Annotated in this window: 22 protein-coding genes; 5 read left to right on the top strand and 17 right to left on the bottom strand. The window is 68.6% G+C overall.

Features of this window, described 5'->3' with window-relative positions; all coding sequences use genetic code 11:
- Positions 1-23 precede the first annotated feature (23 nt).
- The 4 genes from QM591_RS14195 to QM591_RS14180 all read right to left on the bottom strand — a co-directional run bounded on the left by QM591_RS14195 (position 24) and on the right by QM591_RS14180 (position 3,507).
- The gene (locus QM591_RS14195) at positions 24-320 is read right to left on the bottom strand and encodes an ATPase (RefSeq protein ID WP_415133175.1); all 297 of its coding nucleotides are present in this window, start codon (positions 318-320) and stop codon (positions 24-26) included.
- A 72-nt stretch (positions 321-392) separates the two neighbouring features.
- Entirely contained in the window at positions 393-1,022 is a 630-nt protein-coding gene (gene rpsD / locus QM591_RS14190; protein ID WP_415133173.1) for a 30S ribosomal protein S4, read from the bottom strand.
- Positions 1,023-1,240: 218 nt separating this feature from the next.
- Positions 1,241-2,134 (bottom strand): tetratricopeptide repeat protein, encoded by an 894-nt coding sequence (locus QM591_RS14185; RefSeq protein WP_415133171.1) that lies wholly within the window; start codon positions 2,132-2,134, stop codon positions 1,241-1,243.
- A gap of 23 nt (positions 2,135-2,157) precedes the next feature.
- Positions 2,158-3,507 carry a replication-associated recombination protein A gene (locus QM591_RS14180; protein ID WP_415133169.1) on the bottom strand — a complete coding sequence of 450 codons (1,350 nt, stop codon included), beginning with the start codon at positions 3,505-3,507 and terminating at the stop codon, positions 2,158-2,160.
- A gap of 106 nt (positions 3,508-3,613) precedes the next feature.
- Here QM591_RS14180 and QM591_RS14175 point away from each other — a divergent pair, with 106 nt between their 5' ends.
- From QM591_RS14175 to QM591_RS14165, 3 genes are all read left to right on the top strand, one after another.
- Positions 3,614-3,925 (top strand): dioxygenase, encoded by a 312-nt coding sequence (locus QM591_RS14175; protein ID WP_415133167.1) that lies wholly within the window; start codon positions 3,614-3,616, stop codon positions 3,923-3,925.
- 67 nt (positions 3,926-3,992) lie between these two features.
- Positions 3,993-5,354 carry a DUF349 domain-containing protein gene (locus QM591_RS14170; RefSeq protein ID WP_415133165.1) on the top strand — a complete coding sequence of 454 codons (1,362 nt, stop codon included), beginning with the start codon at positions 3,993-3,995 and terminating at the stop codon, positions 5,352-5,354.
- Between the two features lie 87 nt (positions 5,355-5,441).
- A complete protein-coding gene (locus QM591_RS14165) occupies positions 5,442-5,996 on the top strand; it encodes an SAM-dependent methyltransferase (protein WP_415133163.1) in 555 nt (184 codons plus the stop codon).
- Here the strand turns inward: QM591_RS14165 and QM591_RS14160 are convergent.
- The 10 genes from QM591_RS14160 to pdxS all read right to left on the bottom strand — a co-directional run bounded on the left by QM591_RS14160 (position 5,983) and on the right by pdxS (position 16,245).
- Positions 5,983-8,247, bottom strand: a complete 2,265-nt coding sequence (locus QM591_RS14160; RefSeq protein WP_415133161.1) for a RelA/SpoT family protein — start codon at positions 8,245-8,247, stop codon at positions 5,983-5,985. The two genes, QM591_RS14165 and QM591_RS14160, sit on opposite strands and share 14 nt — an antisense overlap.
- A gap of 54 nt (positions 8,248-8,301) precedes the next feature.
- A complete protein-coding gene (secF, locus tag QM591_RS14155; protein WP_415133159.1) occupies positions 8,302-9,291 on the bottom strand; it encodes a protein translocase subunit SecF in 990 nt (329 codons plus the stop codon).
- The gene (gene secD, locus QM591_RS14150; RefSeq protein ID WP_415133157.1) at positions 9,291-11,024 is read right to left on the bottom strand and encodes a protein translocase subunit SecD; all 1,734 of its coding nucleotides are present in this window, start codon (positions 11,022-11,024) and stop codon (positions 9,291-9,293) included. The genes secF and secD overlap by 1 nt, the downstream gene beginning before the upstream one ends.
- A gap of 37 nt (positions 11,025-11,061) precedes the next feature.
- Positions 11,062-11,526, bottom strand: a complete 465-nt coding sequence (locus QM591_RS14145; RefSeq protein WP_415133155.1) for a preprotein translocase subunit YajC — start codon at positions 11,524-11,526, stop codon at positions 11,062-11,064.
- Positions 11,527-11,601: 75 nt separating this feature from the next.
- Complete coding sequence (ruvB, locus tag QM591_RS14140) at positions 11,602-12,633, bottom strand: Holliday junction branch migration DNA helicase RuvB (RefSeq protein ID WP_415133152.1); 1,032 nt, start codon at positions 12,631-12,633, stop codon at positions 11,602-11,604.
- A complete protein-coding gene (gene ruvA / locus QM591_RS14135; protein WP_415133150.1) occupies positions 12,626-13,255 on the bottom strand; it encodes a Holliday junction branch migration protein RuvA in 630 nt (209 codons plus the stop codon). The genes ruvB and ruvA overlap by 8 nt, the downstream gene beginning before the upstream one ends.
- A gap of 48 nt (positions 13,256-13,303) precedes the next feature.
- Positions 13,304-13,867: a crossover junction endodeoxyribonuclease RuvC gene (gene ruvC / locus QM591_RS14130; RefSeq protein WP_415133148.1), complete on the bottom strand. Its 564-nt coding sequence runs from the start codon at positions 13,865-13,867 to the stop codon at positions 13,304-13,306.
- A gap of 49 nt (positions 13,868-13,916) precedes the next feature.
- A complete protein-coding gene (locus QM591_RS14125; RefSeq protein ID WP_415133146.1) occupies positions 13,917-14,675 on the bottom strand; it encodes a YebC/PmpR family DNA-binding transcriptional regulator in 759 nt (252 codons plus the stop codon).
- A 57-nt stretch (positions 14,676-14,732) separates the two neighbouring features.
- Positions 14,733-15,335, bottom strand: a complete 603-nt coding sequence (gene pdxT / locus QM591_RS14120) for a pyridoxal 5'-phosphate synthase glutaminase subunit PdxT (protein WP_415133144.1) — start codon at positions 15,333-15,335, stop codon at positions 14,733-14,735.
- Positions 15,325-16,245: a pyridoxal 5'-phosphate synthase lyase subunit PdxS gene (pdxS, locus tag QM591_RS14115; protein ID WP_415133142.1), complete on the bottom strand. Its 921-nt coding sequence runs from the start codon at positions 16,243-16,245 to the stop codon at positions 15,325-15,327. The genes pdxT and pdxS overlap by 11 nt, the downstream gene beginning before the upstream one ends.
- A 58-nt stretch (positions 16,246-16,303) precedes the next feature.
- Here pdxS and QM591_RS14110 point away from each other — a divergent pair, with 58 nt between their 5' ends.
- Together QM591_RS14110 and pdxY are read left to right on the top strand one after the other, a co-directional pair.
- Positions 16,304-17,638, top strand: a complete 1,335-nt coding sequence (locus tag QM591_RS14110; protein WP_415133335.1) for an aminotransferase class I/II-fold pyridoxal phosphate-dependent enzyme — start codon at positions 16,304-16,306, stop codon at positions 17,636-17,638.
- Positions 17,639-17,644: 6 nt separating this feature from the next.
- Complete coding sequence (pdxY, locus tag QM591_RS14105) at positions 17,645-18,496, top strand: pyridoxal kinase PdxY (protein WP_415133140.1); 852 nt, start codon at positions 17,645-17,647, stop codon at positions 18,494-18,496.
- A gap of 60 nt (positions 18,497-18,556) precedes the next feature.
- On the opposite strand, the gene QM591_RS14100 is transcribed toward pdxY, so the two are convergent.
- Genes QM591_RS14100 through thrS form a run of 3 tightly spaced genes read right to left on the bottom strand, consistent with a single transcriptional unit; the run spans position 18,557 to position 21,620 of the window.
- Entirely contained in the window at positions 18,557-19,006 is a 450-nt protein-coding gene (locus tag QM591_RS14100) for an SMI1/KNR4 family protein (RefSeq protein ID WP_415133138.1), read from the bottom strand.
- Positions 19,003-19,563 (bottom strand): HIT family protein, encoded by a 561-nt coding sequence (locus QM591_RS14095; RefSeq protein ID WP_415133136.1) that lies wholly within the window; start codon positions 19,561-19,563, stop codon positions 19,003-19,005. The genes QM591_RS14100 and QM591_RS14095 overlap by 4 nt, the downstream gene beginning before the upstream one ends.
- Positions 19,560-21,620, bottom strand: a complete 2,061-nt coding sequence (thrS, locus tag QM591_RS14090; RefSeq protein ID WP_415133134.1) for a threonine--tRNA ligase — start codon at positions 21,618-21,620, stop codon at positions 19,560-19,562. Before thrS ends, QM591_RS14095 begins: the two co-directional genes overlap by 4 nt.
- Between the last annotated feature and the right edge of the window lie 194 nt (positions 21,621-21,814).

The raw sequence follows: 21,814 nt of genomic DNA, 5'->3' as shown, positions 1-21,814 counted from the left end.
GTGCGGGCAGAGCGGGTGGGGCCTCAGTCGGTGAGACGGGCAGCGCCGTCTTCTGCGGCGTCGGCGACGGCGTGGGCCGCGTCGGCGACGGCGTCCTTCGCGGAGTCGAGGGCGTCGCTGGCGGCCGTCTTCGCATCGGCGACCAGGCCCTCCATCTTCGCCTCCTGCGCGCGGTAGGCATCGCCGATCCGCTCGGTGAACTCGGAGATACGCGCGTCGACCTCGGCGAGGACCTCGTGCCCGCGCGGATCCTTGTTCACCAGGTGGGCAGCGACGAACCCGCCGGCGATCCCGAGCACGAACCAGAACGCGTTCTTCATGCGTTCCATGTTAGGTGCAAACGACGAAGGGCGCCGGGTCTCCCCGGCGCCCTTCGCGCGATCGTCACCGACTCAGCGAGCGGCGTAGTACTCGACGACGAGCTGGACGTCACAGGTCACGGGGACCTCAGCGCGCTTCGGGCGACGCACGAGACGTGCCTGGAGCTTGTCGAGCTCGACCTCGAGGTAGCCCGGAACGGGGGGCAGGACCTCGGCGTGACCGCCGGCAGCTGCCACCTGGAAGGGCTCGAGCGCTTCGCTCTTCGGCTTGACGTGGATGAGCTGGCCCGGCTTCACGCGGAACGAGGGACGGTCGACGAGCTGGCCGTCGACGAGGATGTGGCGGTGCACGACGAGCTGGCGGGCCTGCGCGGTGGTGCGGGCGAAACCGGCGCGGAGGACGAGGGCGTCCAGACGCATCTCGAGCTGCTCGACGAGGTTCTCACCGGTCAGGCCGTCCTTGCGGCGGGCCTCTTCGAACTGGATGCGCAGCTGCTTCTCACGGATGCCGTACTGCTCGCGCAGGCGCTGCTTCTCGCGAAGACGGACCGCGTAGTCGCTGTCGGCCTTGCGCTTGGTGCGGCCGTGCTCGCCGGGCGCGTACGGGCGCTTCTCGAGGTAGCGGGCGGCCTTGGGGGTGAGCGCGACACCGAGTGCGCGCGACAGGCGGACCTTGCGGCGGTCCTGGGACTTCGTAGCCACGAAGTGATCCTTCCGATGACGTGGTCGTGTCTCTCACGACTCACGGACGTATCCCCCGCTCTTCGCCCGATCTGGACTGCACGCCGGAGCACGCCAGACGGTCTGTGTCGGAAGAGGGAGATGCCCGAAAACCCGGTTTCGAGCCGGTCAAGTCTATCAGAGGTGCCGTCTTGGCCGCGTGCGGGCTCCCGGCGACGCGGAGCAGGTGGCCTCGGGCGTCACGTGAGGAGGTCGAGCACGCCGTCGGGGTACACGGGCTGGCTTCCCCGCTGCAGGTCCGCGACCGAGTGCCACGCCACGAACGTGTCGCTGTCCTGGACGGGGAGCCGCTCGCCGATCGGGAGTCGCTCCAGAGCTCGTGAGGCCACCTCGAACACGTGGACGATCTCGTGCCCACGCCGTCCGTGCGCATCGAAGATGTTCTCCGTCACCGCTCGGAGAGTGGCGCCGTCGAGGGTGACCCCGAGTTCCTCGAAGAACTCCCTGCGGATGGCCTCGGCGGCCCGCTCTCCGATCTCGATGCCTCCTCCCGGCATTCGAAGGAACCCCGAGTGGTGCGCGGTGGGCGGGTACTCCTCAGCCAGGACATGCCCGTCGTGCACGAGCAGGCCGACGACGATGCTGCGGATGCGCTCGGCCTGTCGGAGCTCGCCCGCATACGCCTCGACCGCCCGGGTGTAGGCGGGAAGGTGCGGAGCGAGTGCGCGCAATGCGACGCGCAGGGCCTCGGCCGGTTTGCCGTCGTCGTACAGAGCGAGCGAGCGGAAAGCGGCGGCCGCATCGGCCAGCGGGTCATCGGTCTCGACGTCTCGCAGCACGCTCAGAGCGGCGGACGGCTCGCCGACATTGCGCAGCGAGCTGGCGAGCTGGATCCGCGCCTCGGTGCGGGCGCTGCCGGCAAGGCCTCCGGCCAGCGCTGCCCGGTAGAGCGGGACGGCGCGTTCTTCCTCGCCCAGGTAGTCATGCAGCGATGCGCGCTCGAAAAGCGCATCCGGATCCGAGGAGACGCGTTCGACGAGGATCGCCTCGAGGCGAGTCCACAGCCGCGCCGCATCGTGTCCCTCGGCGTCGCGCCAGAACGCGCCGATCCGTTCTTCCCACGTCTCGGGCACCCGTTCCCCATTCATCGGCTTCGTCAGTCCCCCAAGATCTTGCGGATCTTCTCGAGCCGTGCGGCGATGTCGCGCTCCAGACCGCGCCCCGAGGGACGGTAGTACTGACGGTCGCGCAGTTCGTCGGGGAGATACTGCTGCGTTGCGACCCCCACCTCGAGATCGTGCGGGTAGACATAGCCCTTGCCATGCCCCAGCCTCTTGGCGCCCGGATAGTGGGCGTCGCGCAGATGAGGGGGGACCCGCCCGAAACCGCCCGCGCGGACATCCGCGATCGCACGGTCGATCGCCGTGTACGCGGCGTTGGATTTCGCGGTGGTCGCGAGGTACGCCGTCGCCTCGGCGAGCGGGATGCGTCCTTCCGGCATCCCGATGAAAGCGACGGCATCGGCGGCGGCGACGGCGATCTGCAGCGCCTGCGGGTCGGCGAGCCCGATGTCCTCGGCGGCGGAGATCACCAGGCGACGCGCGATGAATCGCGGATCCTCCCCCGCCTCGATCATGCGGGCGAGATAGTGCATCGCCGCGTCGACGTCGGACCCGCGGATGGACTTGATGAACGCGCTGATGACGTCGTAATGCTCGTCGCCCTGCTTGTCGTACCGCAAGAGGGCGCGGTCGACGGCCTGCGCGACGTGGTCGGCAGTGATGAGGGGAGGCTCCTCCGCCGCGTCGGGGGCGTCGTCGGCATCGGCTGCGGGAGCCACCATGGCCGCTGCGGCCTCGAGCGACGTCAATGCGCGCCGCGCGTCGCCGGACGCGAGATGCACGAGGGCATCGCGGGCTTCGGGCGAGAGTGTGACGGCGCCCGCGAGGCCGCGCGGATCGATCACGGCGCGGTCGATGAGCTCGCCGAGGTCGGCTTCGGTCAGGGGCTGGAGCGTCAGCAGCAACGACCGGGAGAGCAGTGGCGAGATCACCGAGAACGACGGATTCTCCGTCGTCGCCGCGATGAGGATCACCCAACCGTTCTCCACACCGGGAAGCAGCGCGTCTTGCTGGGCCTTCGTGAAGCGGTGGATCTCATCGAGGAAGAGGATCGTCGAGGCGCCATAGAGGTCGCGCTGCGTCATCGCCTCCTGCATGACCTCGCGCACATCGCGGACTCCGGCGGTGACGGCCGACAGTTCGACGAAGCGGCGTCCTGACGTCCGGGCGATGGCCTGCGCGAGTGTCGTCTTGCCGGTGCCGGGCGGCCCCCAGAGGATGACCGAGACGGCGGAACGCGGGGTCGCTCCCCCGTCGGCGAGGGCGACGAGGGGGGAACCGGGACGCAGGAGGTGGGCTTGACCTGCCACTTCGTCCAGTGACACGGGCCGCATGCGCACAGCCAGGGGTGTCTGCCCCGAGAACAGGGCGCTGGGGGTGGTCACCGGTCCAGGCTAGCCGCGGTCACCGACGCCGGCCGCGTTTGTCGGCCGCGGCAGGCTCCCCGTAGGCTTTCCCTGCCCCGGGCGTCCGGGAATCGAGGGAGGTCCTGTGGCTCTGGGGTCGGGAAAGAAGGGTGCGCGCGACGCGCGCGCCGCACGTGAGCGCGCGCGTCTCTACCAGGCGCGCCAGGAGTTCCAGGCCTCGATCGTCCGGCGTCGCCGTCGCGACAACCTGTGGGCCGGGGTCGTGGGCGGCGCGCTCATCCTCGCCGTGATCGGTGGTCAGGTCGCGTACTACACGCTGGGCCCCGGCCAGCCCGAACCCGCGCCGACCTCCACGCCGACGCCCACCACTCCCGCGCCGTCGCCGACGGACAGCCCGACGCCCACCGACAGCCCGACGCCCACTCCCACTCCCTGACGGCTGCCGTATAGGCTGGCAGCCGACCGAACCCCCAGGCGGCGTGAGCCGCGACGAGGTGCTACCCGTGACTTCCGCTTCCCCTGACTCCGCATCGAACGACACCCCGCTCGAGCAGTCGTCCGCTCCCATCCCGACCCCCGCCACCATCCCGGTCCCGCGGCCTCCGGCAGGAGCCGCACGGCCGGCTGCGTCTGCGGCCCCGAGCGAGACCTGGGGCCGCGTCGATGAGGACGGAACGGTTTCGGTGCGCGAAGGCGAAGACTGGCGCGTCGTCGGGCAGTACCCCGACGGCACCCCCGCCGAGGCGCTTGCGTACTTCGAGCGCAAGTACGTCGACCTGGCCGGTGAAGTGACGTTGCTGGAGGTCCGCCACCGTCGCGGCGGCGCGTCGGCGTCGGATCTGCGATCGACCCTCCAGGCGGTTCGGGAGCGGGTCGTCGGTGCCGCTGCGGTCGGAGACCTGGCGGCGCTCGAGGCGCGACTCGACGCGCTCGACGGCGCACTGAGCGAAGCCTCGGCCGAAGAGGCGCAGGCGCATCGCGAGGCGGTGGATGCGGCCATCGCCGAACGCACGGCACTCGTCGAGCAGATGGAGGCGATCGCGGCCCGCGATCCGCGCTCGATCCAGTGGAAGCAGACCACCGCAGACGTCACGGCCCTGTTCGAGCAGTGGCAGTCCCACCAGAGCACGGGACCGCGCCTCCCGAAGTCGGTCGGGCAGCAGCTCTGGAAGCGTTTCCGTGACGCTCGTGCGATCGTCGACAAGAACCGCCGCGAGTTCTACGCCGCCCTCGACGAGACCCACAAATCGGCCCGTGACGCCAAGGCCGCGCTCGTGGAGCGCGCCGAGGCTCTCGCTCCGCAGGGCGAAGACGGCATCGTCGCCTATCGTGGGCTCCTCGATCAGTGGAAGCGTGCCGGTCGGGCCGGCAAGAAGGCGGACGATGCCCTCTGGGCACGCTTCAAGGCCGCCGGCGACGCGTTGTACGCGGCTCGTGCCGAGCGCGAGGAAGCTGACGCCGAGGCGTCGCGGGAGAAGATCGAGGCCAAGAAGCAGCTTCTGGCCGAGGCCGCGGACATCCCCAAGGAGAAGGACACCGCCAAGGCGCGGGCTCTGCTCACGGGCGTCCAGCGGCGCTGGGACGAGATCGGCCGCATCTTCCCGCGCGAGGCCGAGCGGAGCCTCGATGACGACCTGCGCAAGATCGAGCAGTCGGTGAAGGCTCGCGAGGATGCGGACTGGAAGAGCAACAACCCCGAGACCAAGGCGCGTCAGAACGACATGACGCAGCAGCTGCACGACGCGATCGCCAAGCTCGAGGAGGAGCTCGCCGCCGCCGTGGCCTCGAAGGACAAGCGCAAGATCGCCCAGGCCGAGGAAGCGCTCGAGGCGCGGAAGGCGTGGTTGCGGGCGCTCGGCGGCTGACCCTCCCCGGGCATCGCACCCGAAGCGCTGTCCACAATCCGCGTCACGGCAACGCTTCCGGTGTCTCGCGTGCGAGAGAGTCGAGGGGTGACGTCCCCCTTCCTCTACTACGCCGGAGATCGCCTCACCCATGCCGAGCTGATGTCGGCGCGACTCGACGGCGATGTCGTCGAGGTCGGAGAGGCCTACATGCCAGCCGACGCGGTGGAGACGGCGGAGATCCGGGCGGGATCGCTCCGCGACCTCGGCGGTGACAAACTCGCTTTCACTCACGAGTCGGCAGCATGGGTCTACGGGGCTTTGGAAGATCCGCCGAAACGGCACAGTCTCCAGCGTTACGCGCCGACGCGTCCTCACCACATCCTCGACGCGCGCGTCCGCTACCGCGATGTCCGCCTTCCCGCCGCCGACGGGAGAGCGATGGCCGGCGTCGTGGTGAGCACCCCGGTGCGCACGGTGGTCGACCTTCTTCGCGACCGTGTCTTCCGCGACGGTGCCAGCCCCGCCACGGTCGAGACGCTGCTGCGCAACGATGCGACACTCGCGGCAGCCGCCCTTCGGTGGAGCGCCCAGGCAGCGCCACTGCCCCACAAGCGAGCGGCGGTGGCGTTCCTGCGGGAGTGGGAGCTCAGGACGAGGTGACGCGATAGACGTCGTAGACGGCGTCGATCCGGCGCACCGCGTTGAGCACGCGGTCGAGATGCACGATGTCGCCCATCTCGAAGACATAGCGGCTGAGCGCGAGGCGATCGTTGTTGGTCTGCACCGACGCCGAGAGGATGTTCACGTGGTGCTCGCTGAGAACCCGGGTGATGTCGCTCAGCAGCCCGGAACGGTCCAGCGCCTCGACCTGGATGTGGACGAGGAAGACGCTCTTGGTCGTGGGCGCCCAGGACACCTCGATCATCCGCTCGGGATCGTCCTTGAGCGAGCGCACGTTCGTGCAGTCGGCGCGGTGGACCGATACACCGCTCCCCCGGGTCACGAACCCGACGATGTCGTCACCGGGAACGGGAGTGCAGCACTTTGCGAGCTTGACGAGGATGTCGGGCGCTCCTCGCACGAGAACGCCCGAGTCGCCTCCTCGCGGGGCGCGGGAACGTCCGACGGGAGGGAGGTCGATCGGTCCCGTGGAGGTGTCCTCTTGCGCGCCGACGAGCGCGGTGACCTTCTCGATCACCGATTGCGTCGAGACGTGTCCCTCGCCGACGGCCGCATACAGGGCGGTCACGTCCTCGTAGCGGAGCTGATGGGCGACCTCGGTGAACGAGTCCTGGCTCATCAGCCGCTGCAGCGGCAGGTTCTGGCGGCGCATCGCGCGCGCGATGGCGTCCTTGCCCTGGTCGACGGCCTCCTCGCGCCGCTCCTTGGTGAACCATCCGCGGATCTTGCTGCGCGCGCGTGTGGATTTGACGAAGCCCAGCCAGTCCTGACTGGGACCGGCGTCCGGGTTCTTCGACGTGAAGACCTCGACGACATCCCCCGAGTGGAGCTCGGACTCGAGAGGCACGAGCCGTCCGTTGACCTTGGCGCCCATCGTGCGGTGCCCCACTTCGGTGTGCACCGCGTACGCGAAGTCGACGGGCGTGCCGCCGGCGGGAAGCCCGATCACCCGGCCCTTCGGGGTGAAGACGTAGACCTCCTTCGCACCGATCTCGAAGCGGAGCGAGTCGAGGAACTCGCCCGGGTCGGCGGTCTCGGCCTGCCAGTCCGAGATATGTGCGAGCCACGCCATGTCGGTGTCGAGGGCCTTTTCGCCCGTCTTGCCGCCGTTGACGCGTTCCTTGTACTTCCAGTGCGCCGCGACTCCGTACTCCGCCTGCTGGTGCATCTCATTCGTGCGGATCTGGATCTCGACCGTGCGTCCTCCCGGCCCGATCACGGTCGTGTGCAGCGATTGGTACAGGTTGAACTTCGGTGTGGCGATGTAGTCCTTGAACCGACCCGGAAGGGGTGTCCACCGGGCGTGGATCGCGCCCAGCACCGCATAGCAGTCCCGCACGGTGCCCACGAGCACGCGGATGCCGATGAGGTCGTAGATGTCGTCGAACTCCCGGCCGCGCACGACCATCTTCTGGTACACGGAGTAGAGCTGCTTCGGCCGACCCATGATCCGGCCACGAATGCGCAGATCGCGCAGATCCGCCTCGACCGCATCGATCACCGTCTGCACATACTGCTCGCGCTGCGGCGTGCGTTGCTTGACGAGGCTGTCGATCTCGACATAGAGCTTGGGGTGCAGGACGGCGAAAGAGAGATCCTCGAGCTCGCTCTTGATCGCCTGGATGCCGAGCCGGTGTGCCAGCGGTGCGTAGATCTCGAGGGTCTCCGTCGCCTTCTTGGCCGCCTTCTCGGGCGGGACGAAGCCCCACGTCCGCGCGTTGTGCAGGCGGTCGGCGAGCTTGATCAGGAGCACCCGGATGTCCTTGGACATCGCGACGATCATCTTGCGGACGGTCTCGGCCTGTGCGGCGTCGCCGTATTTGACCTTGTCGAGCTTCGTGACGCCGTCGACGAGCATGGCGACCTCATCGCCGAACTCGGCGCGGAGCCGATCGAGTCCGTAGTCGGTGTCTTCGACGGTGTCGTGGAGCAGAGCGGCCGCGATCGCGCGTGGGCCGAGGCCGAGGTCGGCGAGGATCTGCGCGACGGCCAGCGGGTGCGTGATGTAGGGCTCGCCGCTCTGGCGCTTCTGTGAGGAGTGGGCGGCGGCGGCCACCTGATACGCGCGCTCGATGATCGCGAGGTCACCCTTGGGGTGATGCGTCCGCACCGTGCGGATGAGCTGCTCGACCCCGTTGCGCGACGGCGCGCGCGAGAACAGCCGCGGGACGAGCCGGCGGAGCGAACTCTGAGGAGGATTCTGCGCCGACGACGGGACGGTCTCGGTCATCGGGTCACCTCCACCGCTTCAGAATCCACTCATCTTACGCTCGTGAGAAGCGGGTCAGGCCGTCGCGAGAGCCTTCTCGCGGGCCGCGAGGACGCGGGCGTCGCGCTCCTTGATGTCGGGCTCGTTCTCTCGCATGAGCGAGAACAGAGGAGCCGCGACGAAGAGCGTCGAGTAGGCCGCCACGATGGTTCCGACGAAGATCGACAGCGAGATGTCGGTGAGGGTCTGTGCTCCGAGCCACAGCGCGCCGATGAACAGGATCGCCCCCGTGGGGAGAGCTGCCACGACGGTCGTGTTGATGGAGCGGACCAGCGTCTGGTTGACCGCGAGGTTGACCGATTCGCCGAAGGTGCGTCCCGACTTCTCGCCGTCCTCGCGGGTGTTCTCCCGGACCTTGTCGAACACGACGGTGGTGTCGTAAAGCGAATAGGACAGGATCGTGAGGAACCCGATCACCGCCGCCGGCGAGATCTCGAATCCGAACACCGCGTAGACGCCGACCGTGATGACGAGGACGTCGACGAGTCCGATGATCGCGGCGACCGACATCTTCCACGTGCGGAAGTAGATGGCGAGGATGAGGAAGGTGAGGGCGAGGAAGATCGCGAGTCCCCACAGCGACTGACGGGTGACGTCCTGTCCCCAGCTGGGGCCGATGAACGAGGAGCTCACCTTGGACTCGGCGACGTCGTACGCCTCCGCCAGTGCCGTGGTGACCTCACGCGTCTCGGCGTCGGTCATCTGGTCGGTCTGCACCCGGACGGCGTCATCACCGATCGTGGTCACCTTGGTCGTCGACCCGGGGACGACCGACTGCACGGCGGTTGTCGCGAGGGTCTGGTCGGGAGCGGTCACGCCGCTGACCGTGAACTGCGATCCGCCGGTGAACTCGATCGAGAACTGGATCGGCCGGAAGACCGGCACGAGCGCGGCCCCGATGACGAGCACGGCGGCGATGATGAACCACAGCCGACGCCGGCCGACGAAGGGGAAAGAGGTCTTCCCCGTGTAGAGGTCGTTACCGAATTCGTTCATGGAGCGCATCAGTCGTCTCCCTCCGTCGTGGAGCGGCTATCCGCGGACTGCTGGGCGAGCTTGCGCTCGGCGATGGTCTGACGACGTTCCGCTTCGCCGCGTGACCGCGACGCCCGACGCTGAGCGGCATTGCGGCCGCCGGCCTCCACGGGAGAGCGGAACTGCGCGCGGCCGCGATAGACCGCTCCGAGCGCCTCCGGGTCGAGCCCCGACAGGCGGTGTCCGCCGCCGAAGAAGCGGGTGCGTGCGAGGAGCTGCAACACCGGGTGGGTGAACCAGATGAAGATCAGGATGTCGATCAGGGTCGTGAGGCCGAGCGTGAAGGCGAATCCCTTCACGGTCGCGTCCGCGAGGATGTAGAGCACCACCGCCGCGAGGATGTTGATCGACTTCGAGATGTAGATCGTGCGCTTGGCGCGGCCCCAGCCGTCCTCGACGGCTCCCGTGATCGACTTCCCGTCACGGAGCTCGTCTCGGATGCGTTCGAAGTAGACGATGAACGAGTCGGCGGTGAAGCCGATCGTCACGATGAGGCCCGCGACACCGGCGAGCGACAGGCGGAAGCCCATGCGCCACGCGAGGATGCACAGCGTGATGTAGGTCAGGACACCCATCACGGCGAGCGACGCGATGATGACGAACCCCAGCGCGCGATAGACCACGAGCGAGTAGATCGCGACGAGCGCAAGACCGATGAGACCGGCGATCAGACCGATCTGCAACTGCTGGGAGCCGAGCGTGGCGGAGATGGAGTTGGAGCTCTGCACCTCGAAACTCAGCGGCAGTGCACCGTACTTGAGCTGGTCGGCGAGAGTCTTCGACGTCTCCTGCGTGAAGTTGCCGGTGATCTGCGGCTTGCCGTCGAGGATCACGGCGTTCATCGACGGGGCCGACAGCACGCTGCCATCCAGCACGAACGCGAACTGGTTGCGGGGCGCCGTCTCGCCGAACAGGCGCTGGCTGATCTTGCCGAAGACCTCGGTGCCCTTGGCGTCGAACACGATGTTGACGGCCCACTGATTGTTCTGCGTGTTGAGGCCGTTGGTGGCATCGGAGATCGACGAGCCGTCGAGCTCCACGGGACCCAGGATGTACTTCGCCGTCCGCGTGTCGTCACAGGTGATCAGCGGCTGGTCGGCCGGCTCGTTGGCGGGGTCGTTCGCGGGGTCCTCACAGTTGTAGGCGAGGAACTTCGCCTGCAGTTCGTCGGTGATCCAGCTCGGGTCGCTGCCGTTGGTGGGTGCGGCGGTCGGGGTCGCGTTCAGCGTCGCGGCGGGGCTCGGGTAGGGCGTCTCCTTGCCGTCCTCACCGACGAACGAGGTCGCGGGGTTGCCGGTGAAGAGCACGGCGCGCAGCTGGAGCTGCGCCGACGACTGGATGCGGTTGCGCGTCTCCTCGTCGGCGGGACCCGGCACCTGCACGACGATCTGGTTGCCGGCCTGCGTCGTGATGTCGGCCTCGCCGACGCCGGAGGCGTCCACGCGCTGACGGATGATCGAGGCGGCCTGGTCCATCTGCTCCGCCGAAGGCGGGGCGCCGTCGGGCGTCTTCGCCGCCAGGATGATCTGCGTTCCTCCCTGGAGATCCAGCGCGAGCTCGGGCGCCCAGGAACTGGCCGGGTTGCCTTCCGCGTCGGTGAAGGCGAACACGCCGAGGGCGTTGATGCCGAACAGGAGCGCAGTGAGGACCAGGAGGCTGGTCAGGGCGCGCCAGGCATGTCTGACGGGAGTGGGAGCGGCCACGGAAGGTCCTTCGGGATGGACGACGGAGGAGGAGCGATCAGCCCTTGGGCTTGTCGTCCGCGTCGGGCTGGGCGTCAGCGGCGCCGGAGGTCAGACCCGGTTCCGGGTCGACGGCCGCCTGATCGGAATCGCTCTCGATGAAGTCGTCTTCCGTGAGGGTCGGCTCCTCGGGCTCGACGACGCGGAGCACGGCCTGGCTGTGCACCTCGATCGGAACGCCGGGCGCGATCTCCACGACCGCCGGAAGGGAGAGGTCTTCGGCGTCGAACGACACGAGCGTGCCATACAACCCGCCCTGCAGGAGCACCTTGACGCCGGGCACCATCGCCTGCTGCTTCTTCTCCTGCTCGACCTTCATGCGCTGCGCCCGACGACGCGAGCTCCAGAACATGAACACGATGAGCGCGAGCAGCAGGAGGAGCAGGCCGTACTGGGCGAAGAACGACTCCACCGGACCGAGCTGCTGCTGTGCGGGCGGGGTCTGGGTCGAGGCAAAGAACATGAAGGTGAGTGCGCCTTTCGCGGGTGCTCGTCGCGAATCGCGACAGGGGAAATCGGCGGCCTGAGCCTTCAGTGATTATAGGTCATCGAATCTCAGCGCCTCGTCGGACCGCGGAATTCGCAGATGTGCGTACGCTTCCGGCGTCGCGACGCGGCCTCGCGGGGTGCGTCCGAGGAAGCCGATGCGCACGAGATAGGGCTCGACGACGGACTCGATCGTCTCCGCTTCCTCCCCCACGGTGACGGCGAGGGTGTTGAGGCCGACGGGACCGCCGCGGAAGCGACGGATGACCGCGTCCAGCACCGCGCGGTCGAGGCGGTCCAAGCCGATCGCGTCGACGTCGTAGAGGTCGAGCGCCGCAGACACGTCGCTCTCGGACGCACTGCCGTCTTCGTCGCCATGGACGATGACGAAGTCGCGCACGCGGCGCAGCAGACGGTTGGCGATGCGGGGGGTGCCGCGCGATCGACGCGCGATCTCCTCCCGAGCCGGGGCAGGCACGTCGACGGCGAGCATGCCCGCTGAGCGCGCGATCACTCGCTCCAGCTCTTCCGGTTCGTAGTACTCCAGGTGAGCGGTGAAGCCGAAGCGGTCGCGCAGGGGATTCGGGAGGAGGCCCGATCGCGTCGTCGCTCCCACCAGGGTGAAGGGGGCGAGATCGAGCGGGATGCTCGTCGCCCCGGCGCCCTTGCCGACCATGATGTCGATGCGGAAGTCCTCCATGGCGAGGTAGAGCATCTCCTCGGCCGAGCGCGCCATGCGGTGGATCTCGTCGATGAAGAGCACTTCGCCCGGAACCAGGCTCGACAGCAGCGCCGCGAGGTCGCCGGCGTGCTGGATGGCGGGACCGCTGGACATCCGCAGAGGTCGTTCGCTCTCGTGAGCGACGATCATCGCGAGCGTCGTCTTGCCGAGGCCGGGAGGGCCCGACAGCAGGATGTGGTCCGGAGGTCGCTGCTGGATGCGTGCCGCGTCGAGCAGCAGCTGGAGCTGCCCGCGCACCTTCTGCTGTCCGACGAACTCCTGCAGCGACATGGGACGCAGGGCGCCCTCGACGGCGAGCTCCGTCTCGTCCTCGGCCTGGCCGGGATCGCGCGGTTCAGCCACGACCCGTCTCCTGCCGCGCGGGACCCAGGTGAGCCAGGGCGAGCTTGAGGAGTCCCGACACCGATCCGAGCGCGCTGGCGTCGGCATCGGCGGAGACCGCCGTGACGGCTTCGGTGGACACGCGTTCGTTCCAGCCCAGGGCGACGAGCGCGGCCACCACCTGCCCGGTGATCTCCGGGCCGCGTGCACCCCCCGCGCGGCCGCTCGCCGGCGCGGTCGAGGTCACGGTGAGCTTGCCCGCCAACTGCACGACGATGAGCTTCGCCGTCTTGGGGCCGATCCCCGACACGCGTCGGAACGGCGCGTCGTCCTCGGCCGCGACGGCGTCGGCGATCTGGGCGACCGTCAGCGCGGAGAGGACTCCGAGAGCCGACTTGGGCCCCACGCCCGACACGCCGAGGAGTTGGGTGAACACGGTGAGCTCCTCGCGATCGGAGAAGCCGTACAGCGACAGCGCGTCTTCGCGCACGATGAGCGATGTGTGCAAGGTGACCTCGTCGCCGACATGGAACTCGCGCGCGAGCTGCGGGGTCACTGCCACCGAGAAGCCGACACCGCCGACGTCCACCACGACGCTCTCGGACTCCACGAGGAGCGCGCGCCCGCGCAGCGAAGAGATCATGCTCCGAGCCTAGGTGAGCGTTCGCATCTATGTTCGATCGACACGCGGTCAGCGGCGGGCGAGGCGCTCCGCGTCCGCCCATGCCCGCTGCGCGGGAGTGAGGCCGTTCTGTGCCGGCACCGCGTCGCCTCCTCGGCGCCACGCGTGGCACAGCGCGATCGCGAGGGCGTCGGCGGCGTCGGCGGGCTGCGGAAGCGTCTCGAGGCGGAGGACGCGAGCGACCATCGTCTGCACCTGTCGCTTATCGGCCGAGCCGTAGCCGGTGATCGCCGCCTTCACCTCCGAGGGTGTGTGGGTCGCGGCGGGAAGCCCGCGTTCCCCCGCGATCAGGAGCGCCACGCCGCTCGCTTGAGCGGTGCCCATGACCGTCTGCCGGTTCTGCTGTGCGAACACGCGCTCCACGGCCACGACGTCCGGGGCGTGTGCATCCAGGACCTCACGCAGGCCGGCCGCGATCGTCGCGAGGCGTTCGTGGATCGGTGCTTCGGGATCGCTGCGCACCACCCCGATGTGCACGAGCGAGGCAGAACGGTCCCGGCGCACGTCGACCACTCCGACCCCACATCGGGTGAGCCCGGGGTCGATCCCGAGGACGCGGAGCGTTGCAGCCATGGCGCTCACGCTACGTTTCGCCGCGGCGGGAGAGCGTCAGGCGCGCCCGTCAGTCGTCCGACTCGAGTTCGGCCTGCACTTCGGCGCTCAGGTCGAAGTTGCTGAAGACGTTCTGGACGTCGTCGCTGTCCTCGAGCGCGTCGATGAGGCGGAAGATCTTGCGCGCCGTATCGGCGTCGATCTCGACCTTGAGGTTCGGAACGAACTCGACGTCGGCCGACTCGTACTCGATCCCCGCATCCGCGAGGGCGGAGCGGACGGCCACGAGGTCGGAGGCCTCGGTGATGACCTCGAATCCCTGCGCGTGCGGCTCGACTTCCTCGGCGCCCGCTTCCAGCGCGGCCATCATGACGTCATCCTCGCTGGTGCCTTCCTCCGAGACCACGATGACGCCCTTGCGGGTGAAGTTGTACGCGACCGATCCGGGATCGGCCAGCGTCCCGCCGTTTCGGCTCAGGGCGGTGCGCACTTCGGCGGCCGCGCGGTTCTTGTTATCGGTCAGACACTCGATCATGAGGGCGACGCCGTTGGGGCCGTAGCCCTCATACATGATCGAGGAGTACTCCACCGACTCGCCGCCGATGCCGGCGCCGCGCTTGATGGCGCGATCGATGTTGTCCTTGGGGACCGAGGTCTTCTTGGCCTTGAGGACCGCGTCGAAGAGCGTGGGGTTTCCCTGGAGGTCCGGGCCGCCGAGCTTGGCGGCGACTTCGATGTTCTTGATGAGCTTGGCCCACGACTTGGCACGGCGCGCATCGATGACGGCCTTCTTGTGCTTGGTCGTTGCCCATTTGGAGTGTCCGGACATATCGACCAGTTTACTGGTGCGCGTGGACGGCGTCGTGCGCGGCGGCGCGTTGCTCGATCAGGCGGCGGCGCGTTCCTCGATCAGATCGAGCAGCAATCGGTGGAAGCGCACGTCTCCCGTGACCTCGGGGTGAAACGACGTGCCGAGGACCGATCCCTGCCGTACCGCGACGATCCGCCCGTCCTCGATCGTTGCGAGGATCTGGACGGCCTCGCCGGCCTCGACCACGATCGGGGCGCGGATGAACACGGCCCGTACGGGAGGGGCTTTCCACCCGGAGATCGCGAGCTCGGTCTCGAAGGAGTCGAGCTGACTGCCGAAGGCGTTGCGCCGCACCGTGACGTCCAGGCCGCCGAAGCTCTGCTGACCGGCGGCGGCATCCACGATCCGGTCGGCGAGCAGGATGAGGCCTGCGCAGGTGCCGTAGGTCGGAAGCCCGGCGGCGATGGCCTGTCGGATCGCCTCATGGAGACCGAACGAGCGCGCGAGCTTGTCGATCACGGTCGATTCGCCGCCGGGGAGCACGAGGCCCGAGACGGACGCCAGCTCCTCGGGGCGTCGCACCGGGACCGCGACGGCTCCCAGGTGCTCGAGCACCCGGACGTGTTCACGGACGTCGCCCTGCAGGGCGAGCACTCCGACGCGCGGGCTACCAGCCACGTTCGGCGAGCCGGTGAGGTGCCGGCAGATCGGAGACGTTGATGCCCACCATCGCCTCCCCGAGACCGCGCGATACCTCGGCGATCACGCGCGGGTCGTCGGCGAACGTCGTCGCCTTCACGATCGCCGCGGCGCGCTTGGCCGGATCGCCGCTCTTGAAGATCCCCGAGCCCACGAACACGCCGTCCGCCCCCATCTGCATCATCATGGCGGCGTCGGCCGGAGTCGCCACTCCCCCGGCGACGAAGAGGACCACCGGCAACGCTCCGGTCGCGGCGACCTCGGCAACGAGCTCGTACGGGGCCTGCAGCTCCTTCGCCGCCACGTACAGCTCGTCGCGGGAGAGCGCGTGCAGCGCCGCGATCTCGGAGCGGATCGTGCGGATGTGCTTCATGGCCTCCGAGACGTCACCCGTGCCGGCTTCGCCCTTCGACCGGATCATCGCCGCGCCCTCGGTGATGCGACGGAGCGCCTCGCCGAGGTTCGTGGCGCCGCAGACGAACGGCACCGTGAACCCCCACTTGTCGATGTGATGCACGTAGTCGGCGGGCGAGAGCACCTCGGACTCGTCGATGTAGTCGACGCCCAGCTCTTGCAGCACCTGTGCCTCGACGAAGTGCCCGATGCGAGCCTTGGCCATGACCGGAATGGACACGGCCTCGATGATCCCGTCGATCATGTCGGGGTCGCTCATCCGCGACACGCCGCCCTGGGCACGAATGTCCGCCGGCACCCGTTCGAGCGCCATCACCGCGACGGCCCCCGCGTCCTCGGCGATGCGGGCCTGCTCGGGCGTGACGACGTCCATGATCACGCCGCCCTTGAGCATCTCGGCGAGGCCGCGCTTGACCCGCGTAGACCCGGTGGTGGCGGAGGAGGACTCGGTGTCGACGGCGCGATCATTTGACATAGGCCAAAACATAGCATGACCTGTCACATAGACTTGTCGCGTGACCGATGCCCCGCCGATGCACAGTGTGCGCATCCTCGGTGCAACGGCGACCGAGATCGCCGACAGTGTGCGCCAGCACGTGGAGCGCGGTGTGCTCGCCCCCGGCGACCTCTTGCCGCCGGTGCGTGCCCTCGCGGAAGACCTCGGCGTCAATCGCAACACGATCGTCGCGGCCTACCGGCTCCTCACGCAGGCGGGACTCGTCGAGGCGCGCGGCCGCGCCGGAACACGCGTCGCCGTGCACACTCCCGTCGCTCAGGAGGGTTTCGCCCAGGGCACGGTGTTGCGCGACCTCGCGGCGGGCAACCCCGATCCGCGGCGCCTCCCGGATCTGCGTGAGGCCCTGGGGAGGATTGCCGCTCGCCCGGTGCTGTACGGCGAGCCGGTGATCGACAGGGAACTGGAGGCCTGGGCCCAGACGTGGATGCACGAGGCCGTCGGTGATGACCGACCACTGCGGCTCACGATCACGGGGGGCGCCTCCGACGCGATCGAACGCCTGCTCGCACAGACGCTCACGCGCGATGACGCCGTCGCGCTGGAGGACCCGTGCTTCCTCGCGAGCCTCAACACCGTCCGTCTCGGCGGCTACCGGCCCGTTGCGGTTCCCGTCGACGAGCAGGGCATGACGGTCGAAGGACTGCGCTCGGCGCTGCAGGCGGGCGTCCGCGCGGTGCTGTTGACCCCGCGCGCCCAGAACCCCACCGGCGCGAGTTTGAGCGCTGCGCGTGCGGCGGCGCTGCGCGACCTGCTGGTCGATCATCCCTACGTCCTGGTGATCGAGGACGATCACTTCTCACTGCTGTCCTCGCAGCCGCTCCACTCCGTGATCGGCCCCGAGCACCGACGCTGGGCCCTCGTGCGTTCCGTCTCGAAGTTCCTCGGTCCCGACATGTGCCTCGCGGTCGTCGCTTCCGATCCCGAGACCGCCGAGAGGCTGGCCCAGCGACTCAATCCTGGGGCCACCTGGGTGAGTCACCTGCTGCAACGCCTTGCGCTCGAGCTCCTGACCGACCGTGAGGCGGTTCGGGCGGTCGCTGACGCATCCCAGCACTACGCCGCCCGCAACAGGGCTGCGGCCCGAGCGCTCTCCGAGCGCGGCATTCCGGTCGCCGCCGGCGACGGCCTCAGCCTCTGGGTACCGCTCCCCGTGCCCGCGCGCGCGGTGTCGGAGCAGCTCATGCGGCGCGGCTGGCTCGCCCGTCCCGGCGACGAGTTCGTGTTGGAGCATGATCTCGCGGCGCGGCACCTGCGCCTCACCGTCCACGATCTGACCGATGCCGAGCTCGAGCGTCTGGTCGCCGACCTGGCCGCCGCGAACGCCGCGGTCGCGACCCCGAAAGCAGGATGATCTCCGATGAAGATCCTCTCGATCCAGTCCGCCGTCGCCTACGGACACGTGGGCAACTCCGCCGCCGTCTTCCCGTTGCAGCGCATCGGCGTGGAGGTGCTTCCCGTCTACACCGTGAACTTCTCGAATCACACCGGTTATGGCGCGTGGCGCGGGCCGTTGATCTCGCCCGACGACGTGCGTGAGGTGATCACGGGCATCGAGGAGCGCGGAGTGCTGGGGGCCATCGACGTGGTGCTGAGCGGCTACCAGGGCGGCGAGGGCATCGCCGACGTCATCCTGGACGCCGTTGCCCGAGTGAAGGCCGCCAATCCGTCGGCCGTGTACGCGTGCGATCCGGTGATGGGGAATGCGAAGAGCGGCTGCTTCGTCGCGCCCGCCATTCCCGTGCTCCTGCGCGACCGCGTGGTTCCGGCGGCGGACATCATCACGCCCAATCAGTTCGAGCTGGGGTTCCTCACCGACACCGATCCGCACGACCTCGCCTCGACGCTGGCGTCGGCGGACGCCGCACGCGCGATGGGCCCGCGAACGGTCCTCGTCACCTCGGTCGAGCGTCCGGACGCGCCCGAGGGGACGATCGAGATGCTGGCCGTCACCGACGAGGGCGCCTGGATCGTGCAGACGCCGCGGATCCCGATGAAGGCCAATGGCTCCGGCGACGTCACCGCCGCGCTCTTCACGGCGCACCTGCGGACGACGGGCGACCCCGCCGACGCCCTCGCCCGAACGGTCTCCAGTGTCTACGATCTGCTCCAGACCACCTTCGACTCCGGTGAACGAGAGCTCCAGCTCGTCGAAGCGCAGGAGTTCTACGCCCATCCCCGTCTCCAGTTCGAGGTGACCCAGGTCCGCTGACCTCAGCCCGCTCCGCAGGCTCGCCATCCCCGTTGGCCGCAGGCCGGAGAGCTCCCGCGCTCAGACAGGTGCGTAGGGCCAGCGGCTCGGGAGTTCGGCCGAGATCGCTTCCATCCCGGCGTGGAGCCGTGCCACATCGCCGTCGGTCGGATCGTCGATCTTCTCGAATGCTCCGAGGAGATGACCCGTCATGATCCACTCCGTGACAGACAGGTGCATCGCATGGAAGCGTGAGATCGACCGCTCGCCGTCCGTGTGATCGAAGAACCACACGTCGCCGCGAGGACCGAACCACCATTCGTCGCCTTGTCCGTTGTCTCCGATCACGAACCACTCCGCGGCGACCTCGAGATCGACCCAGTAGATCGGGTCCTGCCGCTCACGTGTCTCTGCGACGGCACGTCGTGCGTCGAAAGCGGTGACATCACCGCTCAGCTCTACGACGCCGGCCGGAAGGGCGCGCAGCCGGTGTTCGGCGGCATCGACGCCGGCCGCACGGTCCGCTGTCATTCCGTGGGCCAGGCGGTGGCGAGGGACTCCCGCACCTCTCCCAGGAGCTGCGGGAGGGCCTTTGTCCGCGCGATGATCGGGAAGAAGTTCGCGTCCGACGCCCACCGCGGCACGATGTGCTGATGCAAGTGCTCGTCGACGCCGGCACCGGCGACGGCGCCCTGGTTCATCCCGATGTTGAATCCATCGCACCGGGAGACCTCCCGCAGGATCCGCATGCCCGTCTGGGTCAGCGCACCGATCTCCGCGACTTCCTCGGTCGTCGCCTGATCGTAGGTGGCGATGTGACGGTACGGGCAGACGAGCAGGTGACCCGAGTTGTACGGGAAGAGATTGAGCAGGACGTACGCGCTCTTCCCGCGATGCACGATGAGGCCATCGGCGTCCGTCTTCTGCGGTGCCGCGCAGAACGGGCATCCAGAGCCGCGCAGCGCCTCCGCGCCTGTGTTGATGTAGGCCATCCGGTGCGGCGTCCACAGCCGCTGGAAGCCGTCGGGGACACCGGCGAACGCGCTCGCCTCCTCGAGGCGGCGGTCGCCGGTGTCCTCCGTGGTCACGCGAGGTCCTCCGCGGAGTTGACGAGGACCTTGTCGGCGATGGCCGTGGTGATCTTGGCGATCGCTTCGTCAACGGGGATGCCGTTGGTCTGGGAGCCGTCGCGGAAGCGGAACGACACCGTGCCGGCGCTGCGATCCTGCTCCCCCGCGATGAGCTGCAGGGGCACCTTCTGGGTCGTGTGCGTGCGGATCTTCTTCTGCATACGGTCGGCGGAGTGATCCACCTCGGCGCGGACCCCGGCCGAGCGGAGCCGGGCGACGATGTCGTCGAGATAGGGCGCGAAGTCCTCTGCGACGGGGATGCCCACCACCTGGACGGGGGCAAGCCACACCGGGAATGCGCCGGCGTAATGCTCCAGGAGGATCGCGAAGAACCGCTCGATCGAGCCGAACAGCGCCCGGTGGATCATGATCGGGCGGTGCTTCTCGCCGTCGGGCCCGGTGTACTCCAGGCCGAAGCGCTCCGGCAGGTTCGGGTCGACCTGCACCGTGGACAGCTGCCAGGTGCGCCCGATGGCGTCCTTCGTCTTCAGGTCGATCTTCGGGCCGTAGAAAGCGGCCTCGCCCGGCACCTCGGTGAGCTTGAGACCACTGGCCACAGCCACGTTGCGCAATGCCTGTGTGGAGGAGGCCCAGAACTCGTCCGAACCGATCCACTTCTCCTTCTCGTCGTCGCGCATCGACAGCTCGAGCTCGAACTCGTCGAGCCCGAAGTCGCGCAGCATCGAGATGACGAACTCCAGTACCCGGGTCGCTTCCTCCTCCAGCTGATCGGGCGTCACGAACAGGTGCGAATCGTCCTGCGTGAATCCGCGGACGCGAGTGAGCCCGTGGAGCGCGCCGGAGAGCTCGTTGCGGTACACCGTCCCGTTCTCGGCGAGCCGGAGCGGCAGGTCTCGATAGCTGCGCGCACGTTCCTTGTAGATGAGGATGTGCATCGGGCAGTTCATGGGCTTGAGGTAGTAGTCCTGGCCCTGTTTGGTGACGACACCGTCGGCATCGCGCTCCTCGTCCATCCGGATCGGAGGGAACATGCCCTCCTTGTAGGTCACCAGGTGGTTGGAGGTGAGGAAGAGGTCCTCTTTCGAGATGTGCGGCGTGTAGACGTACGAGTAGCCGCCTTCGATGTGGCGGCGCCGCGCGTGCTGCTCCATCTCACCGCGGACGATCCCGCCCTTGGGATGCCAGACGCTCAGACCCGAACCGATCTCGTCGGGGAACGAGAAGAGGTCGAGCTCTCTGCCGAGCTTGCGGTGGTCGCGCTTGGCGGCCTCTTCGAGACGCTGCTGGTAGGCGCGCAGCTCGTCCTTCGTCGCCCAGGCGGTGCCGTAGATTCGCTGCAGCTGCGGGTTCTTCTCACTGCCTCGCCAGTACGCGCCCGCGATCCGGGTGAGGTCCCAGCCGTTTCCGACGACGCGGGTGGAGGGCACGTGCGGCCCGCGGCAGAGATCCTTCCAGGCGACCTCGCCGTCGCGAGTGACGTTGTCGTAGATGGTGAGCTCGCCGGCGCCGACCTCGACGGATGCGCCCTCCGCCGCCTCCTTCGTACCCCCCTTGAGCCCGATGAGCTCCAGCTTGAAGGGCTCGCCGGCCAGCTCCTCGCGCGCTTCGTCGTCGGAGACCACTCGTCGGACGAAGCGCTGTCCCTCGCGGACGATGCGCTCCATCTCTTTCTTGATGGCCTTCAGGTCTTCAGGGGTGAACGGCTCCTCGACGCCGAAGTCGTAGTAGAAGCCGTCGACGATCGGCGGACCGATGCCGAGGTTGGCCTGCGGGCGCACGCGCTGGACGGCTTGCGCCAGGACGTGGGCCGTGGAGTGGCGGAGGATGGACAGTCCGTCGGCGCTGTCGACCGCGATCGGCTCGACATCGTCGGTGGCCTCCACGACCGTGGCGAGGTCTTTCAGCTCGCCGTTCACGCGCAGAGCGACGATGGAACGGTCGGGGTACAGCGCGAATCCGTCGGTCGGATAAGACGCTTCGGCCGGGGTGATGGCGTCAGTCAAGGGAACTCTCCCGTCAAGGCTCGAATCAAGGCTACTCAGCTTCGAGCGCATCGCGCGCTCCGCCCGCTCAGGCGTGAAGCGTTCGCGTGCCGACGACGGTGACCGCCATCATCGACCTGATCCGGAGCGGTTCCATGGTGCCCAGTCTACCGAGGTGCCGCGGGGGGGCCGACGCGCCCCCCCCGCCGGCGGGGAAAGCCGGCAGATGGTGGGCCGCGTGGTGGTGGGGTACTGGTTAGCGGTGT

This window comes from Microbacterium sp., from assembly GCF_047607225.1.
GTDB lineage: Bacteria > Actinomycetota > Actinomycetes > Actinomycetales > Microbacteriaceae > Microbacterium.
The sequence above is the reverse complement of the archived record's forward strand: the minus strand, read 5'-3'. Positions and strand labels throughout refer to the sequence as shown.